The organism is Tunturiibacter gelidiferens, assembly GCF_013410115.1.
Classification (GTDB): Bacteria; Acidobacteriota; Terriglobia; order Terriglobales; family Acidobacteriaceae; genus Edaphobacter; species Edaphobacter gelidiferens.
In genome coordinates this window covers 555,574-571,602 of record NZ_JACCCV010000001.1, presented here as the reverse complement: position 1 = coordinate 571,602, position 16,029 = coordinate 555,574, and the positions used below count along the sequence as shown (strand labels likewise).

The 16,029-nt window shown below is 58.8% G+C and carries 13 protein-coding genes; 5 read left to right on the top strand and 8 right to left on the bottom strand.

Annotated features, from left to right (window positions below; translation table 11 throughout):
* Nucleotides 1–77 precede the first annotated feature (77 nt).
* The 4 genes from hslV (at nucleotide 78) to HDF12_RS02430 (ending at nucleotide 5,908) form a co-directional block, all read left to right on the top strand.
* A complete protein-coding gene (gene hslV, locus HDF12_RS02445; protein ID WP_281376766.1) occupies nucleotides 78–731 on the top strand; it encodes an ATP-dependent protease subunit HslV in 654 nt (217 codons plus the stop codon).
* Between the two features lie 67 nt (nucleotides 732–798).
* Entirely contained in the window at nucleotides 799–2,391 is a 1,593-nt protein-coding gene (gene hslU, locus HDF12_RS02440; protein ID WP_179580955.1) for an ATP-dependent protease ATPase subunit HslU, read from the top strand.
* 422 nt (nucleotides 2,392–2,813) lie between these two features.
* Entirely contained in the window at nucleotides 2,814–3,815 is a 1,002-nt protein-coding gene (locus tag HDF12_RS02435) for a hypothetical protein (protein WP_179580953.1), read from the top strand.
* Between the two features lie 785 nt (nucleotides 3,816–4,600).
* Nucleotides 4,601–5,908 carry a GGDEF domain-containing protein gene (locus HDF12_RS02430; protein WP_183790519.1) on the top strand — a complete coding sequence of 436 codons (1,308 nt, stop codon included), beginning with the start codon at nucleotides 4,601–4,603 and terminating at the stop codon, nucleotides 5,906–5,908.
* A gap of 103 nt (nucleotides 5,909–6,011) precedes the next feature.
* Here the strand turns inward: HDF12_RS02430 and HDF12_RS02425 are convergent, their stop codons facing one another.
* From HDF12_RS02425 to HDF12_RS02410, 4 genes are all read right to left on the bottom strand, one after another.
* Nucleotides 6,012–6,413 (bottom strand): hypothetical protein, encoded by a 402-nt coding sequence (locus tag HDF12_RS02425; RefSeq protein WP_179580949.1) that lies wholly within the window; start codon nucleotides 6,411–6,413, stop codon nucleotides 6,012–6,014.
* 127 nt (nucleotides 6,414–6,540) lie between these two features.
* Entirely contained in the window at nucleotides 6,541–7,539 is a 999-nt protein-coding gene (locus HDF12_RS02420) for a transaldolase (RefSeq protein WP_179580948.1), read from the bottom strand.
* Between the two features lie 77 nt (nucleotides 7,540–7,616).
* The gene (locus tag HDF12_RS02415; RefSeq protein WP_257025314.1) at nucleotides 7,617–8,465 is read right to left on the bottom strand and encodes a fumarylacetoacetate hydrolase family protein; all 849 of its coding nucleotides are present in this window, start codon (nucleotides 8,463–8,465) and stop codon (nucleotides 7,617–7,619) included.
* A gap of 7 nt (nucleotides 8,466–8,472) precedes the next feature.
* The gene (locus tag HDF12_RS02410) at nucleotides 8,473–9,726 is read right to left on the bottom strand and encodes a fibronectin type III domain-containing protein (RefSeq protein WP_179580946.1); all 1,254 of its coding nucleotides are present in this window, start codon (nucleotides 9,724–9,726) and stop codon (nucleotides 8,473–8,475) included.
* A gap of 235 nt (nucleotides 9,727–9,961) precedes the next feature.
* Here HDF12_RS02410 and HDF12_RS02405 point away from each other — a divergent pair, with 235 nt between their 5' ends.
* Nucleotides 9,962–10,789 carry a helix-turn-helix domain-containing protein gene (locus HDF12_RS02405; protein WP_179580944.1) on the top strand — a complete coding sequence of 276 codons (828 nt, stop codon included), beginning with the start codon at nucleotides 9,962–9,964 and terminating at the stop codon, nucleotides 10,787–10,789.
* Between the two features lie 44 nt (nucleotides 10,790–10,833).
* Here HDF12_RS02405 and HDF12_RS02400 read toward each other — a convergent pair whose 3' ends face one another.
* The 4 genes from HDF12_RS02400 to HDF12_RS02385 form a co-directional block, all read right to left on the bottom strand.
* Nucleotides 10,834–11,889 carry an A/G-specific adenine glycosylase gene (locus tag HDF12_RS02400; protein ID WP_257025313.1) on the bottom strand — a complete coding sequence of 352 codons (1,056 nt, stop codon included), beginning with the start codon at nucleotides 11,887–11,889 and terminating at the stop codon, nucleotides 10,834–10,836.
* A 216-nt stretch (nucleotides 11,890–12,105) separates the two neighbouring features.
* The gene (locus HDF12_RS02395) at nucleotides 12,106–12,741 is read right to left on the bottom strand and encodes a YdeI/OmpD-associated family protein (protein WP_179580940.1); all 636 of its coding nucleotides are present in this window, start codon (nucleotides 12,739–12,741) and stop codon (nucleotides 12,106–12,108) included.
* Between the two features lie 40 nt (nucleotides 12,742–12,781).
* On the bottom strand, nucleotides 12,782–14,539 hold the full coding sequence (locus HDF12_RS02390) for a L,D-transpeptidase family protein (RefSeq protein ID WP_179580938.1): 1,758 nt from the start codon (nucleotides 14,537–14,539) through the stop codon (nucleotides 12,782–12,784).
* 142 nt (nucleotides 14,540–14,681) lie between these two features.
* Nucleotides 14,682–15,884, bottom strand: a complete 1,203-nt coding sequence (locus HDF12_RS02385) for a hypothetical protein (protein WP_179580936.1) — start codon at nucleotides 15,882–15,884, stop codon at nucleotides 14,682–14,684.
* Nucleotides 15,885–16,029 lie beyond the last annotated feature (145 nt).

Here is a 16,029-nt window from a genome sequence, read left to right as displayed (position 1 = left end):
GAGTTTGGCAGGCGTGCAATGGAGGGAGATCGACGTTATAGAGGATTGAGGGTTTGAAGATATACTGAAGGTTGCCCATGAAGCCTCTCTCCTCTTCCAGCACCAGGTCTGTTGTTGTTAAAAAAGTCTCCACTCTGCCCTCCGGTCTTGCCCATCCGTTGGATCTGGGCGAAGGGCGGCGAATTCGTTCTACTACAGTGATCTGTGTGCGTCGCGGCGACTCGGTGGTGATGGCTGCCGATGGGCAGGTGTCGCTTGGCGCGACGATTATGAAGGGGACGGCGAAGAAGATCCGCCGCCTCTATCAGGACAAAGTGCTGGCGGGATTTGCGGGATCGACTGCGGATGCGTTCTCGCTGTTTGCGCGTTTTGAAGCAAAGCTGGAGCAGTATGCCGGCAACCTGGGACGAGCGGCGGTGGAGCTGGCGAAGGACTGGCGCACGGATAAGATGCTGCGTCAGCTGGAAGCGCTGTTGATTGTGGCGGATCCGAAGCAGACTTTTTTGATCTCCGGTACTGGTGACGTGATCGACCCCGATGAGGGGATCGCGACAATCGGGTCGGGTGGCAGCTTTGCGCTGGCAAGCGCGAGGGCTCTGATGGAGAACACAGATTTAAGCGCCCGGGAGATCGCGGTGAAGAGTCTAAAGATCGCCGGGCAGATCTGCATCTATACCAATGATCAGATGACGGTCGAAGAGTTGAAAGCCGAGACGCCGGAGAACCAGTAGCGTCGACTGTTCGTAGAAGTTTATAGAAGGTTTCGTCGCTGGGATATGCGACAAGGAGTACCGCACTATGGCAATTTTTCTACCTGGAGCTGCTGAAGATCAGGCACTCGCACTCGATGAGATGACGCCGCGCGAGATCGTCACCGAGCTTGATAAGTACGTTGTGGGGCAGCATGCCGCAAAGCGGGCCGTGGCGATTGCATTGCGTAATCGAATGCGCCGGCAGAAGCTTCCGCCGGAGCTCGCCGATGAGATCATGCCGAAGAACATCATCATGATTGGGCCGACGGGCGTGGGGAAGACGGAGATTGCCCGGCGTTTGGCGAAGCTGACGAACTCTCCGTTTTTGAAGGTGGAAGCCTCAAAGTTTACTGAGGTCGGCTATGTGGGGCGGGATGTCGAGTCGATTGTGCGTGACCTGGTGGAGATCGCGATCGACATGGTTCGCGAAGAGAAGATGGAAGAGGTGGAGGATAAAGCGGAGCTTGCGGCTGAGGATCGGCTGATCGATCTGCTGCTGCCTCCGACGCCTAACGCGGCATCTGCTGCGACTGCCCCGGCGGCCATGCACGAGCCAGGGAGCAATCTCATTCAGCTTCCGGTGGCTGCGCCTGTTGATGACTCTGAGGAGAAGCCGGGGGATCGGGAGCATAGGACGAGAGAGAAGCTCCGGCAACAGTTTCGCGAGGGCAAGCTGGATGAGCGCACGGTGGAGCTGGATGTACGCGACCGCAACCAGCCCAGCTTTGAGGTGATCTCCAATCAGGGCTCGGAGGAGATGGATATCAACCTGAAGGACATGCTGCCGGGGCTCTTTGGACAGCGCACGAAGAAGCGCAAGATGAAGGTGGCAGAGGCCTTCGACTATTTGGTGCAGGAGGAGGAGAACCGGCTGATCGATATGGATCAGGTGACTCGGCTTGCGGTGGAGCGGGTTGAGGACTCGGGGATTGTGTTTCTCGATGAGATCGACAAGATAGCAGGACGAGAAGGCGGGCACGGGCCGGATGTTTCGCGCGAGGGCGTGCAGCGCGATATTCTGCCGATCGTTGAAGGGACTACGGTTAGCACGAAGTACGGAATGGTTTCGACCGATCACATCTTGTTCATTGCGGCTGGGGCGTTTCATGTGTCGAAGCCCAGCGATCTGATTCCGGAGTTGCAGGGACGTTTTCCGATTCGCGTTGAGCTGAACTCGTTGACGGTAAATGACTTTATTCGCATTCTGACGGAACCGAAGTCGTCGCTGGTGAAGCAGTCTACGGCGCTGCTGGAGACGGAAGGACTGAAGCTGGAGTTTACGAAGGAGGCGATTGCGGAGATGGCGCAGTTTGCTTTCAGGGTGAACGAAACTACCGAAAACATTGGGGCTCGAAGGCTGCATACGATTCTGGAGCGGGTGCTGGATGAGATCAGTTTTCAGGCGCCGGACCTGTTCAAGAGTCCGCGGGCGGAGATTACGGAGGAGGGTGTTGTGGGCGAAGTACCTGTGTCTGCATCGCTTACATCGGAGCCGCAGATGCCGTCGCCGCCTCTGCCTGTGATTGAGCGGCAGACTGCTACGGGCGTGGAGAAGGTGATCGTTGTCGATCCGGAGTATGTGCGTCAGCAGGTGGCTTCGATTGTGAAGGATCAGGATCTTTCGCGGTATATTTTGTAGTTTTTTTCGCGTGGTGGAGGCGGTGTTTTTGCAGGGGTTTCTGCGTTTTACGGTGTCCAAACGTGGTGTTTTGGATGGTGAAACGTGGTGAAGTTGTGGTGTTTTGTATGGCTGGAAGTGCAGGAAAGAGCTGGCGTAAAAATGCGCCAGCTTTTCACTTTAATTTTCATGATTGATCGCCTGGTTCAACGGCTTCTGAGAAGACATAACTTTTACAACTGACTTATAGCTCTGTTTCGAGCGGTTTTTGGTGTGGAAAGGCTCGTTTTTGTGGTCTTTGATGGAGTGTTGTCTCGGCGTTGTCATTCGTCGGTCAGCGGTAGCAACTTGTTGAGCTACATCGGGTTCAATGGTCAGGCACAGTTTGAGCCTACTGTGACTTTTCCTCCTCTGTTTCATCTAAACAACAGAGGTTTTTGAATATGTCAGGGCTCAAATCAATTCTTCTCCTTTCCCTGGCGACTCTGTTTACGCCTGTCTTTGCACAGCAGCAAGGCGCGAACCCAGCCCGCCCGGGAACTCTCAATTATGTTGAAGGCCAAGCCTCCATCGATGGACACCAAGTAACGGCGCATTCTGTGGGCCAGGCGGAGGTGGGGCCGGGTCAATACCTTGCGACTGCCGACGGCAAGGCGGAGATGCTCCTGACGCCGGGCGTGTTTCTGCGGCTGGACAAGAACAGCACTGTGAAGATGATCAAGCCCGACCTTACCCACACCGAGGTGAGTGTGGAGCAGGGACGCGCCGAGGTGGAGGCGGATCAACTCTACCCGCAGAACATGATCCTGATCGATCAGAAGGGAGGTCAGACGCAGATCCTGAAGAACGGGCTGTATGAGTTCAACGCGGATGCGAATACGGTACGCACCTTCGACGGGAAGGCGGCGGTTTATCCAGGCAATAACCTCGAGAGCAGTGTAAAGCCTGTGGATGTGAAGGGCGGCAAGCAGATCACGCTCGTTGGGGAGGCGGTGAAGCCTGTGAGCTTCAACAAGGACCGCTCGGAAGACGATCTGTATCGCTGGAGTCAGCTGCGGTCGCAGTATCTGGGCGAGGCGAACGTCGATCTTGCGGCGGAGTATGCCGGATATGGGCCTGCGTACGGCTACGGCGGGTTCGCGCCTGGCTGGGCCTGGGATCCTTATCTGTATGGGTATGACTGGCTGCCTGGTGGCGGCCCGTTCTTCAGCCCCTTTGGATATGGCTTCTACTCTCCGTACTACCTATATGGCGGCGGCTTTGTGTATGGCCGTGGCTTCTATGGGCGCGGCTACGGCTACCGTGGCGGATATGGATTCCGCGGCGTCAGCGGAGGCTACCGTGGGGCGTCGGTTGCTGGTGGAGGATTCCATGGCGGCGGATTCCAAGGCGGGGGCGGAGGGGGCTTTCACGGAGGCGGCGGTGGTGGCGGTGGCCACCGGTAAGTCAGACAGGAAAAGGAGTTAGAGCAAGAAGGGCTGGATGGCCGAAGACGGTCTCCAGCCCTGTCTATTTCGTGGGGATAGGTGGCGATTTGAATCGACTGAAATCGATGGCCTTCCCTATCTCCGATTGTCCTCAACGAGGTGAGTGCTGTTTCTAAACGAATTGTTGTGTAACGTTTTGAACGTAAGGGTCACTACCAGTGCGTTGCCACTCTTTCGCCAGCCTGGTGTTTTAGCGGAGCAGGCTGGCGCGGAGGAGTGGCCTATCCGATTGAAGGGCTTGAGTTAGCTGAGTTGGAGACAGAATCCGGCGGCTTGCAGGAGTAATTTCGAGGCGTCGGCGTAGTTGATTTTTATGTTTGACTTTGTCAGGGATACCGCATAATTGTGCAACAAACAGCGTTTCTATCTCTGTAAGACCGACGAGTTACCAGGGCCCCCGCGAAGCAGCTGCAGTGAATTTTAAAGACCCGGCGGGAGGGTCAGAGATTTTGCTCTGTAATTTTTCTGCTGTCTTTAGAAGAGTTGACCGAGGCAGCAACTCGCCCATTGCAGGAAGGCTCTGCACAGTTCTTATTCTGGACTGTTGTTTGTTTCGAATCTCTCAGTCCTGAAATAAATGACTTTTGCCATCGCGCTGATGATGCTTTGTGGACTATTGTTCTGGTTCAGGGTTTGAGGATTAAAGGTGACGGCACTCGTTCTGTCACCGAAGAGGTAGCAAACGCATCCCGCGTGGCCTGCAGTTGGGGCCAAATCCAAGTGCGACGATGCCCGGGTCCGCGATGAACTTTGCGTTTCTTCCCGATCTTCTGGCGTTGATGATCCTGATTGTGATCCTGATGCTGCTGCGAAAACGGCATCCTCAGGAGCGAGCCGATCTGTGGCTGCTGGGCCTTTTCTTTACGCTGGTGGAAGCGGCTGCGCATACGTTTTACGCAGCGAATGGACCGCCGCAGAAGATTCTGCATGTGATCGTGATGGACTGCTACCTGCTGACGGGCATGATCTTTGTGTGGGCGTCGGGAGTTTACCCTGTCTCCAAGGCTTCGCGTCTGCTTTATCTCTCGCTGAATTCGCTGCCACTGCTGGCGTTGTGCACGGTCTATGGGTTGCACCTTAACCGGGGGATTGTCTTTTTCCCGTGCATGGCCGCAGGTATGGTGATTGGCGTTTCGACCTCGCTGTATCTTCGCCGCAGCTGGGTTGCGGCGGTGCTGCATGTGTGCGGGTGGATGGCGATGGGCTATCTGATCCACATCTCCGACTACAGGTCGGCAGTGTATTGGAGCCTGTGTTGCGTATACGCAACCGCGGCGGTGAACTTCCAGCGGCGGCTGCCGACGGGAAGCACCGGCAGGCTGGCGATTGTAACCGGCTTCACGATCTGGGCGCTGTGCCTGTTTCTGCATCCGTGGATTGTGCAGTATCGCGAGTATGCCGATATCGCTTCGCACATATGGAATATGCAGAAGTCGCTGATCTCGATCGGCATGATTCTGGTGATGCTGGAGGAGCAGGTTTCGAGCAACGAGTGGCTGGCGCTGCATGATGAGTTGACTGGGCTGCCGAACCGGCGTCTGTTTGCGGACCGGCTGATGATGGCGCTCGACCGCGCTGAACGCACGCACAACCGGCTGGCGCTGATCGTTCTGGATCTGAACGGCTTCAAGAGAATCAACGACACGATGGGACACCAGGCGGGCGACCAGGTGTTGCGCGAGGTCTCAGCGACTCTGCGCAGGGGCGTGCGAGCGTCGGATACGCTGGCGCGGCTGGGCGGGGATGAGTTTGTGATTGTGGCGGCGGATGTGGAACCGGGAAAGTCACTGGATCACCTGTTGGAGACGGTGCAGAGAACGCTGGACCGTCCGATAGTGGTGGAGGGCAAGCCGATGGTGCTGTCGGCGAGCGTAGGCATGGCCGTATATCCGGAGGATGCCCACGACTCGATCCGGTTGCTGCGGGTGGCAGACCAGAGGATGTACGCATCCAAGCAAAGGCCGGGAGTCCAGACGGCCAAGGCGGTGGCTCCCCTGACGGCCGCGGTGAGCGATTCGCAGATGGCTGCGGTGGCGAGTGCGCAGAGGTAGGGCGTGGTTCTATTCGAGTGTGTGACGAGGTGAAACGAAAAAGGGCAGAGACCTGGCTGGATCGGTCTCTGCCCTTTTTGTAACCGTTTTGTGACGAATCGAATTAGTGGTGTTCGCCGCCTACATGACCGTGGCCGTCGCGCATCTCGTTGCCGTGGAAGTTCTCATTGTGATCGACGTGGTACTCGGGTCGCGGGGCCTCGCCACGGGCAGGGTATGGGCCGTGATATCCGTGCTCGGGATGGTAGTGGTTATCGACGTGTCCATAGAAGTGTTCGGGGCCGTGAAACCAAGGACCGGCACCGATGAAGACCCCACTGGTGAACCACTCGGGACCGTAGTAGCCATAGGGAGCACAGTTATAGGGAGGAGCTTCATAGTAGCCGTATGGGCAGCTGGGAGCGGGTCCAATGTTGACGCTGATCTGAGCCTGGGTTTTAGGAGCTGCAACTGCGAAGCTGAAAACAGCAACTGTAGTTGCGGCGAGAATTTTTGCAACGTGCATTTTTCACCTCTGCCTGTTTAGAGCAGAACGAAAGTGTGGGGGGTTGCCAAAAATAAATCCCGTTCTAAGGCAACTCGGCGGCCCTTTGATAGGCCGCCGAGAGATATGCAATGGATTTTGTTGAGGATTAGCGAGTTGCTGCGGCGGGTTCGCCGATTTCGCTGAGACGTTTTTCGAGGATCACTTCGAGATCGACGATGGCCTTGGAGAAGCCGTCGATGCCTTCCTTCAGCTTGTCGGTGGCCATGCGGTCTTCGGCGTGCATCTTGTCGAAGGCGGCTTTGTCCATCGGGATCTTCTTGATGTCCAGGCTCTGTGCTTTGGCGGGATCGAGCTTGCGGGGCAGCGGGGCCTGAGTGCTTTCAAGCTCGGTGAGCAGCTTCGGTGCGATGGTGAGAAGGTCGCAGCCGGCGAGTTCAGTAATCTCGCCGATGTTGCGGAAGCTCGCACCCATGACGACAGTCTTGTAGCCAAATTTCTTGTAGTAGTTGTAGATGGTGGTGACGGACTCAACGCCGGGGTCGTCGGCGCCAACATAGTCCTTGCCGGTGTCTTTCTTGTACCAGTCGAGAATGCGTCCGACGAAGGGCGAGATAAGGGTGGCCTTGGCTTCGGCCGCAGCGACGGCCTGATGAATACCGAAGAGCAGGGTCATGTTGCAGTGGATGCCCTCCTTCTCGAGGATTTCAGCGGCACGGATCCCCTCCCAGGTGGAGGCAAGCTTGATGAGGACGCGGTCGCGTGAGATGCCGGCCTTGTCATAGAGCGCGATGATGGCGTGGGCCTCGTCGATGGACTTCTGGGTGTCGTAGGAGAGGCGGGCGTCAACCTCAGTGGAGACACGACCGGGGACTATGTCGAGGATCTTGAGGCCGAAGGCGACTTCGAGAGGCCGGAAGGCGGTTGCGGCGATTTCTTTGTCCGAAGCGTTGGGGCCTGCTTCTTTGCGCACTGCTTTGAGCACGTCGTCGACGACGGACTGGTATTCAGATTTCTCGGCGGCGGCGGCAATCAGAGATGGATTCGTGGTCGCATCCTGCGGGCGGAACTGCTGGATGGCGTTAAAGTCTCCGCTATCGGAGACGACGGTAGTGTATCCGCGAAGCTGTTCGAGTAACGATGCCATAATCTTTCTCCTTGGCTGTTGGTACAGATTTTATCAAGCTCTGAGGGATTGCGCTGTCTGTTAGAGCGCGGCGGATGCTAACTGGAGGCAAACTGATTTTCGAGCACGCCCAGGCTGTCTATTTCCACTTGGATGCGGTCCCCGGGCTGAACGGCTCCTACTCCTGCGGGAGTTCCTGTGGGAATGAGATCGCCGGGCTCGAGGGTCATGGTGGCGGTGATGTAACGGAGGAGGTCGGCGATGGGGAAGATGAGGTCGCGGGTGCTGCCCTGCTGCTTGACGATGCCGTTGAGGCGGGTGGTGACGGTGACGGGCGAGGGATCCTTGTCTCCGAAGCCGACGGGGTCGATCTCGTCCGAGACGATGGGGCCGACGGGGCAGAAGGTGTCGAAGCCCTTGCCGCGTGTCCACTGGCTGTCGGACTTCTGGATGTCGCGGGCGGTGACGTCGTTGACGCAGACGTAGCCGCGAATGTAGGGGCGGACGTCTTCGTCGGGGCCGATCCGGTAGCAGCGACGGCCGATGACGATGCCTAGTTCTCCTTCATAATCAACGCGATTGGAGATCGCAGGGATGCGGATGGTTCCTTTGGGGCCGAGCAGCGAGGAGGGCGGCTTGAGGAAGAGGAGGGGTTCGGCGGGGACTTCGTTGCCGAGCTCGGCAGCGTGGTCACGGTAGTTGCGGCCTACGCAGAGAATCTTCGAGGGGGTGACCGGGGGCAGGAGATGCAGGTCGTCGAGGGGAGTGGGTTCGAAGTCGACGGCGAGGGTTGGAACGGGAACTCCGCCGAGGATGCGGGCGGTCAGGTCTTCCTGCGGGGCTTGCATGGGAAGCGTGGCCCAGAGGATGCCATTGCGCTTCTCTACCAGGGCGTAACGAGGGAGAAAGGTGCCGTTTTCAGACGACAGGTACTTGCAGTAACGCATTTGTTTTTTATTGCTCCCTTAATGTTTCCTGCACGTCGGCGCTCGGCGCGCTCTCGTTTCCGGTGGCATCGACCGCGGTAACGCGATAGGCGTAGCGATGGCCGGGGATTGCGGTTTGATCGCGGTAGGCAGGACCGACGATCGGGGATGGGTTCAGGCGCGTTGCTGGTCCCGCAACTTGGCCTGTCGAGGTAACTTCCTGTCGATACACACTATACCCGGCGAGATCGGGATCTGTGTCAGGGGTCCATGAAAGATCGATGGAGCGATCGGATGCGGTGGCTCCTCCGGGTACTGCTTCAAGGCCGGTTGGGACGCCGGGCGGGAAGGTGTCGAGCATAGTGACGGCGACCGGAGCGGAGAGTTCGCTGCGAACTTCGAGCGCGTGGCCTGCAAGGGAGATCTCGCGAACCCGTCTGGCCGTGTAGCGGTAGCTCTCGCCCTTCTGCGTGGTCTGGTCGATCGTGCCGCCTGCGTCTGCGGCGCGTTTGGGAGTTTCCAGCTTCACGTCATCCGGAGTCTCTGGCTTGGTCGTTGACGTCGCCTGCGGCTTTGCAGAGGCGAACGCGGCGGGAGGGGAGGTCTTTCTGGATTTGCTTCGGAGCGTGGGTTTCCGCGCAGTGGAAGAGGTTGAATTAGGCGGGGCAGGAGTTGCAGCGGTAGCGGCGGGTGCGACCAGATGGCGGTCAAGCTGCACCTGGGAGTACCCCGGGGCGGCGTCCTTCTGCTGCTGCCACTCGAGCTGAATGCCCTCGCGGATGGACGTCGCCCGGAGCTGCTCGACCGGCGGAGGGGCAGCGCCGGCAGCGGCGAAGGCTTCGGACGAAGAACCTGCCGAGCGCTGGTGGACGTTGAAGAGCTGAACCCTGTAGGCGAGGAGAGAGGCCGGATCCGCGGTCATGGCTGGAGGGAGAAGCTCCTCCGCATGGCTCGATCCGCTTTGTACCGGGAGACGCTTAACTACGGTACAGGCTGGAGTTGCAGGGGAGGCCGAGACAGAGAAACGGCAGATCTCCGCGGTGATTGTGCCTTTGATGGCGATGTGATCGGTCGTCTTCTCCGGGGTCGTCCAGTGGAGAGTGACCTTGTCGCCCACCCTCTCGGCGGTGAGGTCCTTGACGACCTCGGGCAGATCGAGGGAGGGGGCATGAGGCGGTCCCGGACTGGCGCAGCCTGCAGCAAACACAATCGATAGCGCGACGGCGCTGAGGGATAACCATCGCCGGATCTGCGAATGGCAAGGGATGAGCAAAAACTTCATGGTCTGTGACCATCATAGGCCAGAGAGTTAGAGAACCTGGGGTCAGGACCTGCACGGTGCGGTCAGGAAAGACCGCCGAGATCGAGATGACGAACGCGAAATCTTCTGGCCGAAGATCTTTTTGCGAAGAGGGGGATGTATGCAGGTAAAAATTTCGCATCCAATCCAAAAAGCGAGCTAATCCGTACATCTTTTGATCGGGTTTCAACGTCTGTTGGTGTAGCGAATAAATCTTATGAGCAAAACAATCTCTTCCCCTACTCTTGCCACTGCTGAGATCTCAGTTCAAACCGATAGCTTCGTCCCCGGCGGCGAAGCAAATTCGGCGGTAAACGTCCGGCACCTCCAGGTCGACGGGGAGGCGGCTGAGTCGTTCATCGCTGAAAAGCGCATTGGGGAACGGATCAAGCACCTGCGGCTGAAGAAGTCGATGGGCCTGGTGGAACTGGGTCGCCATACCGGACTGTCGGCGAGCTTTCTGTCGCAATTGGAGACCGGGCGCGTGGTGCCGACGCTGCGGAACCTGGCGCGGATTTCGATGGTGTTCTCCAAAGACCTCAGCTATTTTTTCGATCCGGAGCCGCAGACCCTGTTCCGGGTGCATCGCCGCGATGAGCGTGTGCGCCTGCCGCAGACCGGGGCCGACGACCCTGCCTACTTCTTCGAGAGCCTGGGATACCTGGTTCCCGACCGTCAACTCGATCCTTACTTCGCGGAGTTTCTGCCGGAGAAGGAGGGCCGTTCGCCGCGCGCTCACCAGCACGTCGGGTGCGAGTTTCTCTATTTGCTCTCGGGAACACTCGATGTGCGGCATGGCGAGACGGTTCACCATGTAGGGGCGGGCGATGCGATCTACTTCGACGCGAACACGATCCACAGCTACATGTGCACCGGCAAGACGGCCGCCACAGCCGTGATCGTAACGTTGCAGCATCCGTTGTTGCTGCAGCTCGGGAGTGGCACGCGGTCGTCGAATACGACCAACGGGAAGGTGCGCGGCATTCCGGGCTCGATTCTGCCGCAGACTCCTGCTGCCAAGAAGATGTCTTCGCAGATGCAGTAGTTCGGACGACCCTATACCGGCAAAGCTTTTGCGAGTGAGGCTTCTCAGCGTGGGGGCGAGAAGGTTTTCACTCCCGGCAGCTTCGGTAGATTTACTTTCATGACGTCGAGACGCTGAAGGACTTTGCGCGTCAACCCAGTCAAGGGCTTTGAGTTCAGCCTGCTGGTCAGGACCCAGTGCAGATCACTCTTTGCAGCCGGAACAGCCCGGCGCAATCCACGGTCCTGCGGTCCGCTGGCAGCGTACACCTGCACGTAATAGTTCGTGGTTGTGATGGAGTGCCGGACACGCAGCATGGGTTCTCGGCCCTGGATTGCGTCCTGCGGCAGCGGTGGCAGCTCGTACATGTTCGGCATCAGGCTGGCGTCTTCGGCGCGAAGCTGCAGGAGAACTTCGGTGAGGGTGCCGCGCTTTCGCAGACTGAGCAGGTACGCGGCGGGGCGGCTGAGCTGCGCGACACGCGGCGGCGTGAGGTGTTCGCCGCGAGTTTTGCACATTGCGTACACAGGGCAATTGAGACAGAGGGGAGCCTTGGGCAGACAGATGGTCGCGCCGAGTTCCATCATGGCCTGGTTGTGATCGCCGGCGGCGTTGGTTTGTTCGCCGATGCGCCGGTTTGGTACAAGGGCAGACGCCTGTTTCTGGACGAAGGCTCGACCGGCGGCGTCTCTTTGCTCTGGCCGTCCGGTGAGGCGCAACAACACTCGCTCCACGTTTCCGTCGACGACAGCGATACTTTCTCCGAAGGCGATGCTGGCGATGGCGGCGCTGGTGTACTCGCCGATGCCAGGTAGGGTGCGCAGCTCCGCGGCAGTGTTGGGCAGGATGCCGCCGCGCTCCTCGGTGAGAAACTGCGCGGCCTTGTGCAGCATGCGCGCACGACGGTAGTAGCCGAGGCCCGACCACATGGCGAGAACTTCGGCCTCAGGCGCGAGCGCGAGAGCAAGGATAGTAGGGAAACGCCGGAGAAAGCTCTTATAGTGATCGATGACAGCGGCTACACGCGTCTGCTGCAGCATGACCTCGGAGAGCCAAGTCCGATAAGGATCGCTGACGTGGCGCCATGGAAGCTCGCGTGCGTGGGTCCGGTACCAGCTCATCAGTCTTCGCCGGAAGAGAGCGGGGTCGAGGGATGCGCTTCTCGGAACAGCGGGGTGCACTCGATCCTCGTTCGTGATTGCTGGCCTGGGCAGAGAAGACATCGCTGCAAGTCTATAGCGTCGTGGAAGAATACACCCTGAAAATTTTCGTGAATGAAAGAGCGTTCGGTGCGGCGGTGATCGCAGGCGATGAGGCGAATCTTTGTGCGAAGGTCCTTAGCAGTTCTGATACTTCCAGTTGCGCTGCTTCCCTTCGGCGATCCATTCGACTGCGGTTGCGACGCGCTTTTCGCGTGTCTCGGGACGCTTGGCGTCGGCGATCCAGTCGGTGTACTCGCGCTTGCAGCTTGGGCTGAAGGCGGCGAAGACTGAGGCGGCTTTCTTGTTCTTCTTCAAGGCGGCGGTGAGCTCCTCGGGTGTTTCGACTGCGGGCTTTGGAGCTTTTACGACTTTGCCCCTGGCTGCCATGGGGCTGGTGTACTCGCCGCGGTCGATGAAGGCTGTGGCCTGCCGGATGAGGGAGAGCATCTGTTTGTCGGAGGGGAGGTCTTTGATGCTGGTGATGCGGCCGAGCGTGCCCATGCCGCCGCGCTGGACGATGCCGGCCTCGGTCAACACGGCGCCGATCTCTTTGCCCCAGAAACCGAAGCTGCAATGCTCTTTGAATGCTGCCATGTTGCCGAGGATGACGCCGCCGTACTCGAAGAACGGCATGCTCCACTTGATGGTCTCTTCGACGCGTGGACAGCTTTTATGAATGAGCTCGCGGAGATGCTCGAGGATTGGTTGCGCGAAGGGTTTGGACTTCGCGATGTACATGTCTACTCTGGCGTTGAAGTTTGCCGCTGGCATGCGTTCTCTCCCTGTTTTCAGGACAGCAGTTTACACGGCGCTAGACCGTGTCGCCCTCCTTGGTTTTGGGCACGATGGGTTCAGGCTTGATCGGATAGGGCGGCCCTTTGGAGAAGACCTTCTGCATCTCTGAGTCGTAGCCGTAGATGTCGTCGAAGAAGTGGACTTCGCCGCCGTCTTCGACGATGGCGGTGAGATAGAAGATGACGATGGGCAGAGGAGTTTTGAGGCTGACGGTTTTGTTGTCCGGGCCGCTGTTCATGGCTTCGTTCACCTTGTCGAGATCCCAGTCACCCTGGCCCTGGAGGACCCAGGCGGCGAGGTCGGCAGGTTTCTGGACGCGGATGCATCCGTGGCTGAAGTCGCGGCGAGTCTGCTCGAAGAGCGAGACGGCCGGCGTGGAGTGGAGGTAGATGTCGTACTGGTTGGGGAAGATGAACTTGACCAGACCGAGCGAGTTCTTGGGGCCGGGCTTTTCGCGCACCATCACGGCTCCTTGCGCCACCTGGTGGGCGGTGTAGTCGGTTTGAATGACGCCCTTGTTGTTGGTGACCTCGAAGTTCTTGCTGGTGAGATAGCCGTGGTTGGATTCGATGTGCGGTACCAGCTCCTTGCGGGCGATGTCGACCGGAACGCTCCAGTAGGGGCGGAAGACGAGGTACTTCATCATGTGTGTGAAGACAGGGGTTTCGTGCTGGCCCATTACTTTGCCTACGACGACGCGCATGGTGAAGTCGAGCTTGTGGTCGGGGTCATAGCCGCGCAGAACGAACTCCGGCAGGTTCACCATCAGGCGGGCGTGCAGGTAGGGCTCGGGGAGCCAACGCCAGCGCTCGAGGGAGTCCTGCAACTGGGCTACGCGGAGGTCCATGGGGACGTTGAGAGATTTGATGGTCTGCGGCGTGAGCTTGCCGTCTTCGGTGAAGCCGTGGCGATGCTGATAGTGCTTGACTGCGTCGGAGAGAGTGGCGTCGAAGGTGGCGGGAGACGCGAGGGTGGCGTTGGATTCGGCGTCGCCTTCGAGCTGGAGCCTGGCGAGCAGGGCGGGTAGCGCGGGATAGGCGCCACCCGTTGAGATCGCCTTTGGCACTGTGGGCAGTGGCTCTGCCTGCGTCTGGCCTTGTCGCTTCGCGAGATCCATGTAGTGTGCCAGGGCTGCTTCGGTCTGGCGGTACTCTTCGGAGCCAGGTTCGACGCCAGCGATAAGCTTCGGCACGTCGGCAGCGTCTACAGCGTTGTCGGAGACGAACTCGGCGAGGTCGTACTTCTTGTCCTGGACGGGAATCTCGAAGTTGAAATGCGATGGGTTGACGCGGCCTATGCGCAGATCGGAGATGTAACGCATGACGTTGACAGTCATCGCCACGTCGAAGAGCGAGATGGCGTCCTCGGATTTACTATTTAGAGCCTGCACGCGGTCGGCCCAGCGCGGCGCATCATAGTCCTCGGGGATGAGGCCCTTCGCTGCAGCGTCCTGAAATGCCTGGATGAAACCCTTCGCGGAGGCGGTGGGTGCTCCGTCGCGGGTCCACGCGACCTCGTAGTTGCGGTCGTCGTAGAAGGTCTTGATGATGGATTCGTAGTCGGAGAAGTTTGGCCAGCGGAGATTGGGGACTTTGGTGGTGTCGACCTTTTCGGGCGGCAGCGCTTTTTTCTCGACGAGCTCGTGCAGCTTATCCGCGTACGCCGTCGTGTTGGGTTGAGACTTCGACTTACGGTGGCGATGGCATCCGCCGACCAGCAGCAAAACAGTAAGGGCCGATGCGGTACAGGCGGAGCGAAGAGAGACTTTCATCATTACGGACAAGACCATCCTTCAGGACGCGACAATTTATGAGGGTGCGGACCTATTATGCAGTATCTGCAGAGAATTTCGCGCAAATCAGCCGGCTAACCAGTAGCGAATCGGGATACAGGCGGCCCTCGCTACGGGGAGAGGTCTAACGTGCGATTTCCGGTAACAGCGACAGACAGAGAATGAATTGCATGAGAAGGATTGCCCCTGACAGAGCTAGAAACATCTTCCGTTGACGCATCTCCAGGACATCTGCGAAGACTCCGCCGACAAAGGTGAAGAGGAATGGGAGTGCCCACAGCCATGGTTGCGATATAGTCTGCGTCGTTACTAGCGGAAACAACAGGAGAACCATGACGAGCGGCGCGGTGTTGCCAAAGTAGCGGCAGCGGCGGGTTGAAATGTAGAGCAGGAGCGATACAAGCGTCGCTACTATGATGGGTGCATTCGCCGTGCTCAGGAAGAAGCGTTTTGCTCCATCGAGCGCAAACCAGAAACGTGCGCCGCCGCCGGTGAAGACGTAGCTGAATGGCGCTGGACGGAAGGCGTAAGACGCGAAAAGAATCGCCAGGGCGCCGATCGCAGAGAAGACGAGGATCTGCATGACATAGCTGCGGCGACGCTGCGCGAGATACATCATCCACACGACTGCCATCGCGAAGCCGATGATTGCAGCGAGTAGATGCGCGGCCGCTGTAAGTCCCAGTGCGAGGGTGAGCAATGCGATTCGCGGCCGCCACTTGCTTCGCGGCCCTTGCATCGCGTGGGCGACTCCCATGGCGGTGTAGACGAGCCCGTAGAGTCCCCACATCGCCAGCACTTCGTTATTTGGGGTTACGGCGGACCGGACGATGGCGGGACAAAAGCAGTAAAGTCCCAGCGCAAAGAATCCGCCTTCATTTCCGAAGAGCCGCCGACAGACCCACCACAGACCGCCACCAAGCCAGATCGCGAAGAAGATGAAGGGCAGGTGGAGGAGATATTTGACGCTGAAGAGCTCGTGCCGCGCCTCCCACGTTGAGCCGTTCAGCGAGCTCTGCGCGTAGAGGCGGTTCTCCGGTTTGCGAAGCTTGTCCGCACCGAGCATGGCCAGACGCTGCACGGTAAGAGGTAGCCCAGCGACGCGATACGCAAAGGTACCGTCTCCGTTGAGATTGCCGCAGGTGGTGAAGTAACCGGCCAAAGGCGAAGGCCGCTCCCACATCTCGCGCCCGCACTCCGCGTAGCGGTAGTCCTGTTGGGAGAGCTGCTGCCGGCCCACGACCCAGAGGCACTCGGCCAGAAAGACTAGTAACAGCAGCGCAGCCCACTGCTGCGGTCGTCCGAACTTAATGCGGGGGAGCTTCATTCCCATTCTGAAGTAGGCCGGCCTTTATCTTTCCTCAAGTCTGATTTCCGATCGGGCTGTCCGGGTGCACTGGCGAGCAATTTGCTGCGCAGCTAGCACTGCCGGAGACGTTTCAGCAGCCGCCTCATCGAGTGTATCGTGAGAG